Annotated in this window: 16 protein-coding genes; 12 read left to right on the top strand and 4 right to left on the bottom strand. The window is 70.2% G+C overall.

Going from position 1 to position 15,318, the window contains the following annotated elements; all coding sequences use genetic code 11:
• Positions 1-27: 27 nt before the first annotated feature.
• Positions 28-264 carry a hypothetical protein gene (locus AB0F03_RS06020; protein WP_361986981.1) on the top strand — a complete coding sequence of 79 codons (237 nt, stop codon included), beginning with the start codon at positions 28-30 and terminating at the stop codon, positions 262-264.
• Between the two features lie 76 nt (positions 265-340).
• Here AB0F03_RS06020 and AB0F03_RS06015 read toward each other — a convergent pair whose 3' ends face one another.
• A complete protein-coding gene (locus AB0F03_RS06015) occupies positions 341-3,634 on the bottom strand; it encodes a S41 family peptidase (protein ID WP_361986979.1) in 3,294 nt (1,097 codons plus the stop codon).
• A 182-nt stretch (positions 3,635-3,816) separates the two neighbouring features.
• On the opposite strand from AB0F03_RS06015, the gene AB0F03_RS06010 reads away from it, so the two are divergent.
• From AB0F03_RS06010 to AB0F03_RS05960, 11 genes are all read left to right on the top strand, one after another.
• On the top strand, positions 3,817-4,419 hold the full coding sequence (locus AB0F03_RS06010) for a TetR/AcrR family transcriptional regulator (RefSeq protein ID WP_361986977.1): 603 nt from the start codon (positions 3,817-3,819) through the stop codon (positions 4,417-4,419).
• A gap of 112 nt (positions 4,420-4,531) precedes the next feature.
• Positions 4,532-6,736, top strand: coding sequence for an MMPL family transporter (locus AB0F03_RS06005; RefSeq protein ID WP_361986976.1), 2,205 nt, complete (start codon positions 4,532-4,534; stop codon positions 6,734-6,736).
• A 147-nt stretch (positions 6,737-6,883) separates the two neighbouring features.
• Positions 6,884-7,729: a helix-turn-helix transcriptional regulator gene (locus AB0F03_RS06000; RefSeq protein WP_361986974.1), complete on the top strand. Its 846-nt coding sequence runs from the start codon at positions 6,884-6,886 to the stop codon at positions 7,727-7,729.
• Positions 7,726-7,911, top strand: a complete 186-nt coding sequence (locus AB0F03_RS05995; RefSeq protein WP_361986973.1) for a DUF397 domain-containing protein — start codon at positions 7,726-7,728, stop codon at positions 7,909-7,911. Before AB0F03_RS06000 ends, AB0F03_RS05995 begins: the two co-directional genes overlap by 4 nt.
• 112 nt (positions 7,912-8,023) lie before the next feature.
• Positions 8,024-8,428: a WXG100 family type VII secretion target gene (locus AB0F03_RS05990; protein WP_361986971.1), complete on the top strand. Its 405-nt coding sequence runs from the start codon at positions 8,024-8,026 to the stop codon at positions 8,426-8,428.
• Between the two features lie 58 nt (positions 8,429-8,486).
• A complete protein-coding gene (locus AB0F03_RS05985; protein WP_361986969.1) occupies positions 8,487-8,798 on the top strand; it encodes a WXG100 family type VII secretion target in 312 nt (103 codons plus the stop codon).
• The gene (locus AB0F03_RS05980; protein WP_361986967.1) at positions 8,798-10,477 is read left to right on the top strand and encodes an RNase A-like domain-containing protein; all 1,680 of its coding nucleotides are present in this window, start codon (positions 8,798-8,800) and stop codon (positions 10,475-10,477) included. The genes AB0F03_RS05985 and AB0F03_RS05980 overlap by 1 nt, the downstream gene beginning before the upstream one ends.
• Before the next feature lie 58 nt (positions 10,478-10,535).
• Positions 10,536-11,093 (top strand): hypothetical protein, encoded by a 558-nt coding sequence (locus AB0F03_RS05975; protein ID WP_361986966.1) that lies wholly within the window; start codon positions 10,536-10,538, stop codon positions 11,091-11,093.
• Positions 11,094-11,106: 13 nt separating this feature from the next.
• A complete protein-coding gene (locus AB0F03_RS05970; protein WP_361986964.1) occupies positions 11,107-11,406 on the top strand; it encodes an RNase A-like domain-containing protein in 300 nt (99 codons plus the stop codon).
• A 21-nt stretch (positions 11,407-11,427) separates the two neighbouring features.
• On the top strand, positions 11,428-12,126 hold the full coding sequence (locus AB0F03_RS05965; protein WP_361986962.1) for a contact-dependent growth inhibition system immunity protein: 699 nt from the start codon (positions 11,428-11,430) through the stop codon (positions 12,124-12,126).
• A 114-nt stretch (positions 12,127-12,240) separates the two neighbouring features.
• Positions 12,241-12,516, top strand: coding sequence for a DUF1876 domain-containing protein (locus AB0F03_RS05960; protein ID WP_361986961.1), 276 nt, complete (start codon positions 12,241-12,243; stop codon positions 12,514-12,516).
• Here AB0F03_RS05960 and AB0F03_RS05955 read toward each other — a convergent pair.
• The 3 genes from AB0F03_RS05955 to cbiQ all read right to left on the bottom strand — a co-directional run bounded on the left by AB0F03_RS05955 (position 12,506) and on the right by cbiQ (position 15,317).
• Positions 12,506-13,702 carry a serine hydrolase domain-containing protein gene (locus tag AB0F03_RS05955; RefSeq protein ID WP_361986959.1) on the bottom strand — a complete coding sequence of 399 codons (1,197 nt, stop codon included), beginning with the start codon at positions 13,700-13,702 and terminating at the stop codon, positions 12,506-12,508. The genes AB0F03_RS05960 and AB0F03_RS05955 overlap by 11 nt on opposite strands.
• A gap of 95 nt (positions 13,703-13,797) precedes the next feature.
• Complete coding sequence (locus tag AB0F03_RS05950; protein ID WP_361986957.1) at positions 13,798-14,568, bottom strand: ABC transporter ATP-binding protein; 771 nt, start codon at positions 14,566-14,568, stop codon at positions 13,798-13,800.
• Positions 14,556-15,317: a cobalt ECF transporter T component CbiQ gene (gene cbiQ, locus AB0F03_RS05945; RefSeq protein WP_361986955.1), complete on the bottom strand. Its 762-nt coding sequence runs from the start codon at positions 15,315-15,317 to the stop codon at positions 14,556-14,558. The genes AB0F03_RS05950 and cbiQ overlap by 13 nt, the downstream gene beginning before the upstream one ends.
• Position 15,318 lies beyond the last annotated feature (1 nt).

Below are 15,318 nucleotides of genomic sequence, written 5' to 3'. Positions count from 1 at the left end.
CCCCACCCACTACGGGAGTGAACCCACATGGGTATGAAGGACCAGTTCCAGGAGAAGTCGGGCCGGCGGCCGGAGCAGGCCGAGGAGAAGCTCGGCCAGTCCCGCGAGAAGGCAGGCCAGCGCGGTCCGCAGGACCGCCAGGGCCGCCAGGGCCGTCAGGACCGTCAGGGTCAGCAGCCTGAGCGGACCCGCCCGGGCCACCGTGACATCGAGGACACGGAGCAGCAGGCGGAGGACCGCTTCGACCAGGACTACGACGCCTAGTCGAGGCCCGGCCCGACCGGCGTGGGGTGCCCTTCTCGCGAAGGGTGCCCCGCGCCGCTGTCCTGGGGACGGCCCCTCAGGAGGCGTGCCTCGGGGGCAGTTTCGGCCGGGAACGGTCCGGGACGTCGCGGTAGCCCGGTGGCGTCGCCGCGGGGGTGACCGCCAGGAGGTCCAGGGCCAGCCGGACGGCGTCGGCCAGTTGGGCGTGGCGGCCCTCGGCCCAGTCCAGCGGGGTGCGCGTGATGTCCAGGTCCGGGGAGACGCCGTGGTTCTCGACGGACCAGCCGTAGGCGTCGAACCAGGCCGCGTTCATGGGGACGGTGATGACCGTGCCGTCGCCCAGCCGGTGCCGTCCGGTCATGCCGACGACCCCGCCCCAGGTGCGCTGGCCGACCACCGGGCCGAGCCCCAGCAGTTTGAAGGCCGCCGTGATCATGTCGCCGTCGGACGAGGTCGCCTCGTCGGCCAGGGCCACCACCGGGCCGCGGGGGGCGTTCGAGGTGTACGACACCGGTTGCGCGTCCCGGGTCAGGTCCCAGCCCACGATCTTGCGGGTCAGTTTCTCGATGACGAGTTCGCTGATGTGGCCGCCCGCGTTGCCGCGCACGTCCACGATCAGCGCGGGCCGGGAGACCTCCATGCGCAGGTCGCGGTTGAACTGGGCCCAGCCGGAACCGCCCATGTCGGGGATGTGCAGATAGCCGCACTTTCCGTCGCTCAGCTCCCGGACGACCTCACGGCGCTTGGCCACCCAGTCCTGGTAGCGCAGCGGGCGTTCGTCGACGAGCGGGACGACGGCGACCCGCCGGGCCCGCCCGGGTTCGCCGTCGGCGGGGGTGAACGTCAGCTCCACGGTCGTACCGCCGGAGCCGGCGAGCAGGGGGTAGGGGCCGGTGAGCGGGTCGACCGGGCGGCCGTCGACGTGGGTGAGGACGGCGCCCTCGCGGATGCCCGTGCCGGCCAGCGGTGAGCGGGCCTTGGAGTCGGAGGAGTCGCCGGGCAGGACGCGTCCGACCAGCCACCGGCCGTCGCGGCGGACGAGGTTGGCGCCGAGCAGGCCCTGCCGGCGCTGGTAGTGGGGCGGACCCTCGTTGCGGCGGGCGGCGGTGACGTAGGCGTGGGAGGTGCCGAGTTCGCCGAGGACCTCGCGGAGCAGGTCCGCGAACTCGTCGGGGGAGGAGACCCGTTCGACCAGGGGACGGTACTGGGCGAGCACCGCGTCCCAGTCGATGCCGCACATGCCCGGGTCCCAGAAGTAGGCGCGGATCAGGCGTCCCGCCTCGTCGTAGGCCTGGCGCCACTCGGCGGGCGGGTCGGCCTCGTGCAGGATGCGGCGCGTGTCGATCCAGACGGTCGTGTCGCTGTCGCCGGGCTCGGCCGACGGTACGGCCCGCAGGTCGCCCTCGTCGACGACGACCAGCCGGGTGCCGTCGCCGCTGACGGCGAACCAGTCGAGGTGGCCGACGAGTTCGGACTTCTTCGCCTTGCCGATGCCGAAGTGTTCGAGGGTCGGGCGGCCGGTGGTGTCGTCGGGGCTGGCGAAGGTCTCGCCGAGCGCGCCGGAGATCGGCCAGCGCAGCCAGACCAGGCCACCGCCGGCGACCGGGTACAGCGCGGAGTACTTGGAGGCGATGACCGGGAACGGCGTGACCCGGCTCTCCAGCCCCTCCACCTCGACGGTCACCGTGCCGGCCTCGCCGGTGTCCTCGTCGTCCACCAGCGGGTCGAGTCCGCCGGCGGCGGGGCGGCCCTCGGGGTTCAGGGCGAAGGGGGAGGGGGTCGCCGAGGAGAGCGGGACGAGGTACGGGCGGCAGCCGAGCGGGAAGGACAGGTCGCCGGTGTGGACGTCGTACACCGGGTCGAAGCCGCGCCAGGAGAGGAAGGCGAGGTAGCGGCCGTCGCGGGTGAACACCGGGTTCTCGTCCTCGAAGCGGCCGTTGGTCACGTCCACGATGAGCCGGTCCTTGATCCGGGCCAGCTTGATCTGGCGCAGGGTGCGGCCGATGCCGGGGTGGGACCAGGTGAGCCAGGCGCCGTCGGGGGAGAAGGCGAGGTCCCGCACAGGTCCGTTCCCGGACCGCACCAGCTCGGTCACCCGCCCACCCGGACCACCGGCCTCTGTGTCCGTCGTGCCCGTCCCTTCCTCCTCCGGCACGTCGATCAGCAGCAGCCGTCCGTCGTGCGAGGCGACGGCCAGCCGTTCGCCCTGCGGGTCGCAGACCAGCTCCCGGACGCGGCCCAGTGCGCCGGAGGCGAGCCGGCGCGGCGGGCGGTCGCCGGTGGCGCGGGGCAGGCGGGCGATCTCGACGGCGTCCTCGCCCTCGGCGTCGGTGACGTAGGCGACCTGCCCGGTGGAGCCCAGCATCTCCGGCAGCCGTACCCGGACGCCGGGCGTGTCGGCGAGGGTGCGGGCGGGGCCGTCGCGGTGGGTGAGCCAGTACAGGCTGCCGCGGACGACGACGGCGCTGGCCCGGCCGGTCTCGTCCACGGAGATGCCGTCGATGTCCTGCGCGGCCGGCACCTGGTGGCGGCGGCGGCCGGTGCGCGGTCCGGCGAGCCGGACGTCGAGTCTGCGCGGTACGCCGTCGGGGGAGAAGTCGTCCACCAGCCACAGGTCGCCCGCGCACTGGTAGACCACGCGGCTGCCGTCGCCGGCGGCGTGCCGGGCGTAGAAGGTGTCGTGGTCGGTGTGGCGGCGCAGGTCGCTGCCGTCATAGGCGCAGGAGTAGAGGTTGCCGATGCCCTCGTGGTCGGAGAGGAACGCGATCCGGCCGGCGACGAACACGGGGGAGGACAGATGGCCGCCGAGGTCCGGCAGGAGCCGCTGCCCGTGCAGCCACAGCCGGCCCATGGCGCCGCCGCGGTACCGCTTCCAGGCGGCCGGTTCGTGCGGCGGGGTACCGGTGAGCAGCAGCGTCCTGCGCTCACCGGCGAGGTCGGTGGCCTGGATGTCGGCGACCGGCCCCCAGGGCAGCCGTCCGCCCGGGTCGCCGTCGGCAGGGACCTTGTAGGCCCAGGTGAAGTGCGAGAAGGGCTGGCCGTGGGAGGCGACGGCCAGGATGTCCGTGGTGCCGTCCGGGTCGGGGGGCGTCCAGCCGCACACCTGGGTGTCGGCGCTGCCCCAGTACGTCAGCTGTCTCGCGGGCCCGCCGTCGACGGCGACGAGGTGGATCTCGGGGGCGAGGCTGCGCCAGGTCGTGTACGCGATGTGCCGGCCGTCGGGCGAGAAGCGCGGGGGCCCGGTCTTGGTGCGGTCCACGGTGAGCCGCCAGGCGCGGCCCGGGGTGTCGAGGGGGGCCAGCCAGAGGTCGTCCTCGGCCACGAAACACAGCAGGTCGCCGCTGAGGTGGGGACAGCGCAGATAGCTCACCTCCCCATGCTTTTCCCGTCCCACGGCACCAGCAACTCGTGAGCCCGCGCCGGGCGGGCCCTTACGGGCTCTTCACCTTCGTGACCCAGCACACGTACGAAACCGTTTCGTTTCGCAGATGGCCGGGGTATCTTCAGTCAGGTACGACGACGAAAGTTCCGGAAGCGGGGAAGGTGACAGGCATGACCGAAGCCGTCTCGACGGCGCGTCGCAGCCGGATCACCCCCGAGCGGGAGGCCGAGCTGTACGAAGCCGTCCTCGACCTGCTCCGGGAGGTCGGCTACGACGCCCTCACCATGGACGCCGTGGCCGCCCGCACCCGGTCCAGCAAGGCCACGCTCTACCGCCAGTGGGGCGGCAAGGCCCAGCTGGTCGTCAAGGCGCTGCGACACGGCAAGCGGATCCACACGGGGGACATCGACACCGGTTCCCTCCGCGGCGACCTGCACGCCGTCGTGGCGCTGGAGGACGACTGCACCATGGAGCGGAACTCCGCGCTGATGCGGGGCGTCGCCATGGCGATGCACCACAACGCCGATCTGCGCGAGGCCTTCCGGGACCAGATGGTCGACCCCGAGATGGGCGGCTTCCGGCAGGTGATACAGCGCGCGATCGACCGGGGCGAGGTCCATCCGGACTGCCCGGCGATCGAGTTCCTGCTGCACATGATGGTCGGCGGCTTCGCCACCCGGGCCCTGCTGGACGACCAGCCGCCCACCCAGGCCTTCCTCACCTCGTACATCGACGCCGTGGTCCTCCCCGCCCTCGGCGTGCGGACCGACTGACACTCCCCTCGAACCAGCCCCGAACCAGCCTCCACCTGACGTCACCGCTCACGTCGTCGGGCTGATCACCCCTGCCCAGCTGAATCCACGACCTGACCGGGAGTACGCCTCCGTGGCCACGTTCCTCTACAAACTCGGCCGGCTCGCCTTCCGGCGACGCCACTTCGTCGCCCTCCTATGGGTCGCCCTGCTCACCCTCGCGGGGGTGGGCGCCGCCTCCGCGCCGGCGGCCGGCAACACCTCCTTCTCCATCCCCGGCACCGAGGCCCAGAAGGCCTTCGACCTGCTGGAACAGCGCTTCCCCGGCATGAGCGCCGACGGCGCCACCGCCCGGGTCGTCTTCAAGGACGGCCACGGCGGGAAGATGACGGACGCCGGCAACAAGGCGACCGTCGAGAAGACCGTCAAGGAGCTGGGAAGCGGCTCCGAGGTCGCCTCCGTCGCCGACCCCTACCGCGGCCACGCCGTCAGCAAGAACGGCACCGTCGCCTACGCCTCGGTGAAGTACAAGGTCTCCGGCATGGAACTGGAGGACTCCTCCCGGGACGCCCTCAAGGCCGCCGCCCAGCACGCGCGGGACGCCGGACTGACCGTCGAGGTCGGCGGCGACGCCCTGAACGCCACGCCCGAGACCGGCTCCAGCGAGGTCATCGGCATCGCGATCGCCGCCGTCGTCCTCGTCATCACCTTCGGCTCCCTGCTCGCTGCCGGGCTGCCCCTGCTGACCGCGCTCATCGGCGTCGGCATCGGCGTCTCCACCATCACCGCGCTCGCCTCCACCCTGGACCTGGGCTCCACGACCTCCACCCTGGCCTCCATGATCGGCCTCGCCGTCGGCATCGACTACGCCCTGTTCATCGTCTCCCGCTACCGCGCCGAACTCACCGAGGGCCACGAACGCGAGGAAGCCGCCGGCCGCGCCGTCGGCACCGCCGGCTCCGCGGTGGTCTTCGCCGGCCTGACCGTCCTCATCGCCCTCGTCGGCCTGTCCGTCGTCAACATCCCGATGCTGACGAAGATGGGCGTCGCCGCCGCGGGCACCGTCGCCATCGCCGTCCTGATCGCCCTCACGCTGATCCCCGCGCTGCTCGGCTACGCCGGCCGCAAGGTCAAGCCGACCGGTGAGAAGAGCAGGCTGCTCGGCGGCGGCCGGGCCCCGAAGAACCCCGGCCGCCCCAACATGGGCACCCGCTGGGCCCGCTTCGTCGTCCGCCGGCCGGTCGCCGTGCTCCTGCTCGGCGTCGTCGGCCTCGGCGCGGCGGCCCTTCCGGCCACCTCCCTGGAGCTGGGCCTGCCCGACGACGGCTCCCAGCCCGTCTCCACCACCCAGCGCCGCGCCTACGACCTGCTCTCCGAGGGCTTCGGCCCCGGTTTCAACGGCCCCCTGATGGTCGTCGTCGACGCCAAGGGCAGCGCCCGTCCCAAGGCCGCCTTCACCGAGGTCCACGACCAGATCAAGGGCCTGAAGGACGTCGTCACGGTCACGCCGGCGACGCCGAACAAGGCCGGCGACACCGCGACCATCACCGTCGTCCCCAAGTCCAAGCCGTCCTCCGCGACGACCGAGGACCTGGTGCACGCCATCCGTGACAAGGGCACGGACATCGCGCGGGACACCGGCTCCACGGTCCTCGTCACCGGCTCGACGGCGATGAACATCGACGTCTCGCAGAAGCTGAACGACGCCCTGCTGCCCTACCTCGCCCTGGTCGTCGGCCTGGCCTTCCTCCTGCTGATCGTGGTGTTCCGCTCGGTCCTGGTGCCGCTGAAGGCGGCCCTCGGCTTCCTGCTGTCGGTGCTCGCCGCCCTCGGCGCCGTCGTCGCCGTCTTCCAGTGGGGCTGGCTGTCCGGCCTGATGAACGTCGAGCAGACCGGACCGGTCATGTCGATGATGCCGATCTTCATGGTGGGCGTCGTCTTCGGCCTCGCGATGGACTACGAGGTGTTCCTCGTGACCCGCATGCGGGAGGCGTACGTCCACGGCGAGAGCCCCGGCCAGGCCGTGGTGACGGGCTTCCGGCACGGCGCGCGCGTCGTGACCGCCGCCGCCGTCATCATGATCGCCGTCTTCTCCGGCTTCATCGGCTCCAGCGAGTCGATGGTCAAGATGATCGGCTTCGGCCTCGCGATCGCCGTCTTCTTCGACGCGTTCATCGTCCGCATGGCCATCGTCCCGGCCGTCCTCGCCCTCCTCGGCCGGCGGGCCTGGTGGCTGCCGAAGTGGCTGGACCGCGCACTGCCCAACGTCGACGTCGAGGGCGAGGGGCTGCGCACCGCCGCCGACCCCGACGCGGAGAAGGAACTGGTACGCGCCTGACGCGGCGCCTCCGACAACGGCCGGTGAGGGTCACCCCGTGGGAACGGGGCCACACCCTCACCGGCCTTCCCTTGTCCCGCCTCTGTCCCGTGCTGTCCCGGCTGTCCCTCGCGTTGTACGGGTACGGCTGCGACTGGAGGTGGGACGTTGAACGAGGATGTGGACGAGGCGGGTTGGGACGTCGAACCGGGGGACGAGATCGAACCCGTGGTGCAGGCGGTGGGACGCCTGCTGAAGGTGTGCCGGGAGTCGGCGGGGATGCGGGTCCCGGACCTGGGCGAGGTCACCGGGTACGGCGAGGACATGATCCGCAAGATGGAGCGGGGCCAGCGGATTCCCCGGCCGGAGTTCCTGGACCGGGCGGACCAGGTGCTGCGGGCGCAAGGTCACCTGCGGGCGTTCACGGAGGACATGCGCAAGGCGCGGTATCCCAAGAAGGTGCGGGAACTGGCCCACATGGAAGGCCGCGCGGTGGAGATGCTGCTGTACAGCACCCACAACATCCACGGCCTCTTGCAGACACCGGAGTACATGAGAGCGCTGTACGAGGTACGGCATCCGCCGCTGTCCGAGGACGTCATCGAGCGGGAGATCGCCGGACGCGTGGGACGCCAGTCCGTCTTCGACCGGGAACCGGCCCCCTCGCTCAGCTTCATCCAGGAGCAGGTGACGCTGGAACGGCCCATCGGGGGGAAGGCGGTGCTGCGTCGACAGCTCGAACACCTGCTGGCGGTCAGCCGGTTGCGCAGCGTATCGCTCCAGGTCATGCCCACCGAAAGGGAAGAGCACGCCGGGATGCACGGTCTGGTCGAGGTGCTGAAGTTCTCCGACGGCACCGCGATCGGCCGATCCGAAGGCGCCTTCAACGGACGTCCGGTCGAGAGCCCCAGGGATCTACGGATCCTCGAATCGCGCTATGGGATGATCCGGGCGCAGGCTCTTCCGCCGAGGGAGTCGCAGGCCTTCATCGAGCGAGCGCTGGGGAGACTATGAGCACGCCGGAACTCCATTGGTTCAAGAGCAGCTACAGCAGCAGCAACGAACCCGGCGACTGCGTCGAAGTAGCCACCACCCCCACCGCCGTCCACATCCGCGACTCCAAGACCCCGGACACCGCCCGGCTGAAGGTCACGCCCTCCGCCTGGGCACAGTTCCTCACGCACGCCTTCAGGTGAGCGCGGGACGGAACTTCGGGCAGACGTCAGGGTCGATGTCCTCGTAGAGAGGTCAGTTGAGACGCGAGATGCCTACATGGGGGGATACGGCATGGGTGCACCAGGCACCAGCATGGGTGAGGACGGCGGTCCCGACCTGCGGGTGTCGTCCGAGGGCCTGACCAAGCTCGCGGGCGACCTCGGCGAGATGCAGGACCACCTCGACAAACAGATCAGGCGCATGGACGAACTCGTCGACCGTGTCGAGGCCGGCTGGCGGGGGCCGGCGGCAACGGCGTACCGGGAGTTCCATCGTGCCGCCGCGGGCGACGCCGTACGTATCCGGGAAGTGGTGAAGGGCCTGGAGCAAGCCGTCCGGATGAGTCGTGACGGCTTCAGCGCCGACGATCTGCAGGTGCTCGAACAGATGCGTCGGATCCACGTGGACGTCGACAGTGAGGTCGACAAGCTCTCCACGCCGAATGCAGGACCGGACGACGATCCGGCTCGTCCGCGCAGCAACCTGGACGGTTTCTGACGTTCGCAGTGCCAGGTGCGGCCTCGCAAACACGGTCACCGACTCCAAGGGGGGAATCATGCCGACTGGTGCCGACGGCGACCACATCTCTGTTTCGTTCGCCACGCTCCATGAACTGGCCGTCGAGCTGGAAGACATCCTCAAACAGCTCAACGGCAAGCTGGACGACCTCTACGAGCGCGTCGAACCGGTCGTCCTGTCCTGGAAGGGCGAAGCCCGCGAGGTCTTCGTCGAGAAGCTCGACGAGTGGGACCGCTCCGCACAGGACCTGCAAGCGGCACAGAAGTGGCTGCACCAGTACGTCACCACCGGCCATGCCAATTACGCGGCAGCACACAAAGCGGTCCTGCGCGGCTGGGGAGCCGCCTGATGGCCACCCCGGCGGCCCCCGGGCACGGGAAGATCGATGTGACGCCTTCGGTCCTCTACCAGGTCTCCTCGGACGTGGCCGGCCAACAGGACCCTCTCGACCGGGGCATCAAGGCGTTTGTCGACGAGTTGGCACGGTACCCCGACGGCGGCGGCAACGGCTCGGCCATGAAGGACTTCACCCAGGCATACGTGGAAGTCGCCAATCGATTCCTCGAGGTGTGGGCCAAGGCCGTGGTGAGCGTCGGTGGTGCCGGCGTCGGATTCACCAGCACTGCCAACAACTACGCCGCGGCTGACGCCGCCACCCATCCTTCATCAACAGGCCATGCGCCCCAGCGCCCCCTTCCGCATGTGATCGACACACCACCCAGGTACGGGCCGGTCACCGATTTCAAGTGGGGGGACTTCGACGCCGGCCAAGACTTCGCGCAAAAGGCCCTGGAAGGGCTGGAGGCCGTAGTGCTCGCCATCCTGCGTCCTCTGCTGGAACACGAGTGCCGTTGGGGCAAGGCGGCGAAGATCCTCCCACTGCCCGATCACCTGCGGCTGTACAAGGTCTCTGAGACCTGGAGGATGCCGCAGACCACGCTCAGCATGGTGGACGGGATGCTGACCAGCTTCATCGGCGGCATCACCGACCAGTCCGACCAGGAGTGGTACGACGCCATGCGGCAGTTCTGCAGCACGCTGTGGGGCACGTCCGCCTGGGGGCAGAACCGAGACGGCTACGACTGGGCGAACGACGGCGCGCGCAAGAGAGGCACCAGCCACCCGGTCTTCGCCGTCCTGTTCGACACCTGTGAGGCCATGGTCGATGCCGTGTACAACGTGGCCCAGGCGGCGGAAGACGTTCGCGACGACCTGCACCGGATCTATCGGCAGGCCGTGCTGGACAGCATCAAGCAGCTCGATCCGCGAGAATTGGACGTCACGGACGCCAAGAGCCTGGTGAAGGGGCTGTGGCACGTAGGGAAGGGGCTGGTCGCGGACGTGTCGGTCGGTATCGTCCTGAACATCGACGAAGACGCCATGAACGACGCCGTCGCCACCTACGACAACCGGGTTCACCGTCAGGTCCGAGGCATCAATGACCTGATGTCGGCGCTGGACGAGGCGTACACGAGCGCGCCGACTTTCAATGCGGAATCCGCCAGAGCCGAGGCATTCGGTGCGCGAGCTCTGACCGACTTCAAGGGCGACCCGCTGTACACGGTCGCAGGAGATGACGAGTCCCATCACCGGTATCCTGTGGATCTTGCCAATCAGGAGGGGCTCGCAGGCGCGCACGTGATCGACAAACACGTAGGAAAAACGGATGCGCAGCTGGAACAGAGACTTCGCGATCAGGCAAAGATTCGCCCGGATGGTACGGTCGCCCCGATCGCCGCATCGACATTCACCGACCTGGCCTCAGCGCAGCGTTACACGCAGTCCGTCCTAGATGACCCGCGCAACCAGCAAAAGATCGCCAACTGGCTGGCGAGCAACCCGAACCCGGACCGATCCACGCGCACGGTAGGCCTCACCTTCAATGATGTCGTCGGCAGGACCTGGACCCGGGGCAACTCCTCCGCCCACGACTCGCATATCGTGAATGTGGCGTTGCGGCCCCGACCAGGGGGTCATCCGCCATTTGTCGTCCTCACTTCCATGCCGAGCGACACGGTTCAGCAGTGAAACGACTCACCGTGAGCAGTTGCATCTGTCACGGACCATCGACCATGGAGGACATCGGGTGATCGATTCGACTTCTTGGCAGTCGGCTCTGCTGGAACTCTTCGGCGGGACTTTCGCCTTTGCGGCAGCAGGCCCCCGGAGGCATGAGGACTGGCGCCGCGATGTGCAGGCCGTCATGGCGCTGGAGGCCTCCGACCCGCGGAAATGGGGGTTCATCAACTGCCCGCCCCCCACCTCGAACATTGAAAAGACCGAAAAGAAACCGTTCGCCGATCTGCGCGTCGAAGAATTCGATGCACTGCTGTACAGAGTCGGGTGGAGATCAGCGACTCAACTACTTGTCGCTCTACAAGGCCTGTACTACCAGGCGGCGAACATTCCGGATTTCGAGGCTCGCAAACGGCGACTTTTCGATTGCGCTGAACTGATTCTTTCCCGGTTCCAACAGGAGGCCGCCTACTACACCAACGCGGCCGAGGCTCGAGGCAATTCGGACCCGGACCTGCTGAACCCGGACACGGAATGGAATCGCTTGTCCGACTTCACCACCGACTGTGGTCTGATTGTCGTAGCAGACTCCGAAGTAGGGGTCTTCTGGGCATTTGACGAGGATTGAAAGCGATTCATAGATGCGCACCCGTTCCGCAACCTACCCCGACCGAGAGACCGCCCAGTGGGCCACTCAGCAGGTTGTCACCGCCAATGAGCAGCTGGTCCACCGCTGGCTCGCCCAGTCGACACGCTCGCGCCTGACCATCGAGGCATCCTGGCCGTCCCGGTCCGAGCCGGTCGGACGCGTCCTGCTGCAAGCGATGATGCTGGCCGGGCGGGAGCCCGTCGATGTGCGGGCCGCCCGCGTCACTCTCAAGCGGGATGCCTCCCTCCCGCACGGCTTCGCCGTCCACGCCACGTTTCCCGTCCATCTGTAGCGATCGCAGAGGCTGACCACCGTGCCCCTGAGCCCTCTCGAACACGACCGCCGCTACGGCGAGCTCGACCAGGTCATGCGCGCCTACCTCGGACATCCGGCGGACGACACCCCGGACAGGCCCGGCGCAGCCCTGACCGCGTACCTCCGGCAGACCTGGCACAGCCGACCGTGGGCTCTGGCCATCGCGGAGCGACAGTTGCGTGACTACGCGGAGAATCCGCCGGGGCGGCTGCGGTTGCGACTCGGGGAGTTCTACGCAGTCCCGGACATCGGCCTTGCCGAGGGCGAGGTCCAACAGTGGCTCCTCTGCCTCGCCGACCACATCAAGCGCAGCATCGAGGCGGGTGAGGTCCCGCCGCCGGCCCTCCCTGCCACCCACTGGGAGTGGCAAGCCCGTTTTCCGGAGCTGGGCCAGTTCCTCGGCGGCTGGTTCTCGCAGGACATGCTCGACGAGTTCACCGACCACGCCTCGGCCGTCGAGGACTACCGCGGCTCGACAGACCCGCATCTCGTCGCCCGGCTGATCGGGGAACTGCACGAACTCCTCGCGCTCGATCTCGACGAGTCCGGCTACGCCATCGCGGTCGCCGAGTTGGGCATGGAGGTCGATCCCCCGGCCCCGTACTCACCGGACGCCTGGCTCGCACTTGTCGCCGACCTGCTCATCGGGCCGGGCTCGCGGGGCGTCGCCGGGCAGGAGCCCCGCGGCCCTCTGTAGCTCCTCCGAGAGGGCTGGGAGATCCTGACCGTCGGGGAGGTGGGCGGCGCCCGACATGACGGGCCGGGGTGCTGGGGCGCACCCTGGGAGGAGTGGTTCTCGGAGGTGGTCCTCATGATGCACACCACTGTGGGATGGCACGTGGAGCTGGAGTTCCTGGAGGACGATCAGCACACACGCGCGGTGGCCATGGTGCGCCTGCCCGACGGCAGCGAGATACGGGCGCACGGCCGCGCCAGCCGGCACCGCGTGGACGCGAACCAGCCCCGGGTCGGCGAGGAGGTCGCCGGTGCCCGGGCGCTCAACGAACTGGCCATGCGGTTGCTGACCAAGGCGCACGAGGAGATCGACGAGGACTCCGGGCGGACCTCGCACCCGATCAACGTGTGACCGCGGCGCCCGCCGATCGGGCCAGGGCGGTGCGTACCGCCCGTACGAGCGCCTGCGCCCTCGGGTCCGCCGTCACGCTCTTGCGGAAGCCGTTGGTGACGTAGCCGAAGGCGATGCCGGTGTCCGGGTCGGCGAACGCGAGGGCGCCGCCCCGGCCCGGGTGGCCGAAGGAGCCGGGGGAGAGCAGCGGGGACGCGGCGCCGTGCAGCATGTACCCGAGGCCGAAGCGGGTGTTCACCACCAGGACCCGGTCCGCCCCGGCCGACTGTTCGGCGCGGGCCAGTTCCGTCGTCCCGGCGGTGAACAGGCGGGTGCCGCCGTCCACCTCGCCGATCAGCGAGGCGTAGAAGCGGGCCAGCCCGTCGGCGGTGGCGATGCCGTTGGAGGCGGGCAGGGCGGCGGCGCGGTAGGCGGGATCGTTCTCGTCGGGCAGCGGGGTGATCGCGGCGAACGCGCGGCGGGTCAGGGAGCCTGGGTCGGCGTAGGCCTCGGCCACCGCCCGCTTGGGACGTGTCCTGAGACCGCCGGCGGTCGCGGGCGCGTCCAGCGGGCCGACCCGGCCCACGCGCGCGTGCTCCGCTTCCGGCAGGCCGAGCCACAGGTCCGCGCCGACGGGCCCGGCGATCTCCTCGGCGATCCACTCGCCCACGGGACGGCCGGTGACCCGGCGGAGCAGTTCGCCGGTGAGCCAGCTGTAGGTCTGGGCGTGGTAACCGTGGTCCGTGCCCGGCTCCCACACCGGGGCCTGGGCGGCGACGGCCGCGGCACCCGTGCCGGGGTCGGCCGCCTCGGCGGGGGTCAGCGGGCGGTCCAGGACGGGCACGCCCGCACGGTGCGCGAGCAGGTGCCGGACGCGCGTGTGATCCTTGCCGGCCGCCTTGTACTCCGGCCAGTACGTACCGACCGGGGCGTCCAGGTCCAGTTCGCCGCGCTGGTGCAGGAGCAGCAGCGCGGCGGCGGCGACGCCCTTGGTGGCGGAGCGCACGATCTGCGCGGTCCCGGCCTCCCAGGGCGCCGCGCCGGCCGCTGCATCGACGTCCTTGGTGCCGGCCCACAGGTGGACGACCCGGTGTCCGTCGCGGTAGACGGTGACGGCGGCGCCGCGCTCGCCGAACTGCGCGAAGTTCGCTGCGAACGCCTCCCCGACCGGCTCGAAGCCCTCGGCCACAGTGCCGTGCACGTCCACGCCCGCCGTCCTTCCCTCGCCTGCGACAGAGGGTGCAACATCGGCCGCGGACCTGCGATTCCTCGGCGGCGGCGGGCTGGAACGTGAGGTGTCTCTCAGCCCGGGGGGCACGCGCCGGTCGTCACGGTCTTCGGGTCGAAGCCGAAGGGCAGTTCCAGCCGGTGTGCCCGCATCAGCGTGTCGTCGGAGAGCAGCTCGCCGGTCGGGCCGTCCGCGACGATCACGCCGTCGCTGAGGATCAGGGAGCGCGCGCACAGCTCCAGCGCGTACGGCAGGTCGTGGGTGACCATCAGCACCGTGACGTCCAGCGAGCGCAGGATGTCGGCGAGTTCGCGGCGGGAGGCCGGGTCGAGGTTGGAGGACGGCTCGTCCAGGACCAGAATCTCCGGTTCCATGGCGAGCACGGTGGCCACCGCGACACGGCGGCGCTGGCCGAAGGACAGGTGGTGCGGGGGCCGGTCGGCGAACTCCCGCATGCCGACCTGTTCCAGCGCGGTGCGCACCCGCTCCTCCAGCGCGGCTCCCTTCACCCCGGCGGCGGCCGGCCCGAACGCCACGTCCTCCCGCACGGTCGGCATGAACAGCTGGTCGTCCGGGTCCTGGAAGACGATGCCGACCTTCTGCCGGATCGCCGCCATGTGCCGCTTGCCGACGGGCAGCCCGGCCACGGTCACCGTGCCGGTGCCGCCGCCGAGGATGCCGTTGAGATGCAGCACCAGGGTGGTCTTGCCGGCGCCGTTGGGGCCGAGGAGCGCGACCCGTTCGCCGCGGGCGAGGGAGAAGTCCACGCCGAACAGGGCCTGATGCCCGTCCGGGTAGGCGAAAGCGAGGCCGGAGACCTCCAGAGAAGCAGTCACAGTACCCATCCCAGCAGACAGACGACGAGGGCGGCGCAGGGGAGGGTGAGGGCGTGCCGCCACTGTGCGCGGGACGCGGTCACCTCGTCGATGACCGGCATCGCGCCGGCGTATCCCCGGCTCACCATGGCCAGGTGGACGCGCTCCCCGCGCTCGTAGGAGCGGATGAACAGCGCGCCGGCGGACTTGGCGAGCACGCCCCAGTGCCGCACGCCCCTCGCCTCGAAGCCGCGCGACTCACGGGCGATCCGCATCCGGCGCATCTCGTCGGTGATGACGTCGCCGTAGCGGATCATGAAGGACGCGATCTGCACGAGCAGCGGCGGCAGCCGCAGCCGCTGGAGCCCGAGCAGCAGTTCCCGCAGTTCGGTGGTGGCGGCCAGCAGCACGGAGGCGGCGACACCGAGGGTGCCCTTGGCGAGCACGTTCCAGGCGCCCCACAGCCCGTTGACGCTGAGCGAGAGCCCCAGCACGTGCACCCGTTCGCCCTCCGCGACGAACGGCATGAGCACCGCGAACGCGACGAACGGCACCTCGATCAGCAGCCGTCCGAGCAGGAACCGGGCGGGCACGCGCGCGTGGTGTGCGACGGCGGCGAGCAGCACGGCGTACCCGGCGAACGCCCACATCGCCTCGCGCGGGGTCGACACGACGACCACCACGAACAGGAACGTGGCGGCGAGCTTGGTGTGCGGCGGCAGGGCGTGCACGGGCGAGTGCCCGTGCCGGTAGAGCCTGTGCGCGTGTCCGGCGCCCACG

The organism is Streptomyces sp. NPDC028722 (assembly GCF_040637655.1).
Lineage (GTDB): Bacteria > Actinomycetota > Actinomycetes > Streptomycetales > Streptomycetaceae > Streptomyces.
The sequence above is the reverse complement of the archived record's forward strand: the minus strand, read 5'-3'. Positions and strand labels throughout refer to the sequence as shown.

What these genes read in the sequence shown, in the direction of transcription:
- AB0F03_RS06020 (WP_361986981.1), top strand. Translation starts at nt 28, where the DNA reads ATGGGTATGAAGGACCAGTTCCAGGAGAAGTCGGGCCGGCGGCCGGAG.
- AB0F03_RS06010 (WP_361986977.1), top strand. Translation starts at nt 3,817, where the DNA reads ATGACCGAAGCCGTCTCGACGGCGCGTCGCAGCCGGATCACCCCCGAG.
- AB0F03_RS05995 (WP_361986973.1), top strand. Translation starts at nt 7,726, where the DNA reads ATGAGCACGCCGGAACTCCATTGGTTCAAGAGCAGCTACAGCAGCAGC.
- AB0F03_RS05990 (WP_361986971.1), top strand. Translation starts at nt 8,024, where the DNA reads ATGGGTGAGGACGGCGGTCCCGACCTGCGGGTGTCGTCCGAGGGCCTG.
- AB0F03_RS05985 (WP_361986969.1), top strand. Translation starts at nt 8,487, where the DNA reads ATGCCGACTGGTGCCGACGGCGACCACATCTCTGTTTCGTTCGCCACG.
- AB0F03_RS05980 (WP_361986967.1), top strand. Translation starts at nt 8,798, where the DNA reads ATGGCCACCCCGGCGGCCCCCGGGCACGGGAAGATCGATGTGACGCCT.
- AB0F03_RS05970 (WP_361986964.1), top strand. Translation starts at nt 11,107, where the DNA reads ATGCGCACCCGTTCCGCAACCTACCCCGACCGAGAGACCGCCCAGTGG.
- AB0F03_RS05960 (WP_361986961.1), top strand. Translation starts at nt 12,241, where the DNA reads ATGATGCACACCACTGTGGGATGGCACGTGGAGCTGGAGTTCCTGGAG.
- AB0F03_RS05950 (WP_361986957.1), bottom strand. Translation starts at nt 14,568, where the DNA reads ATGGGTACTGTGACTGCTTCTCTGGAGGTCTCCGGCCTCGCTTTCGCC.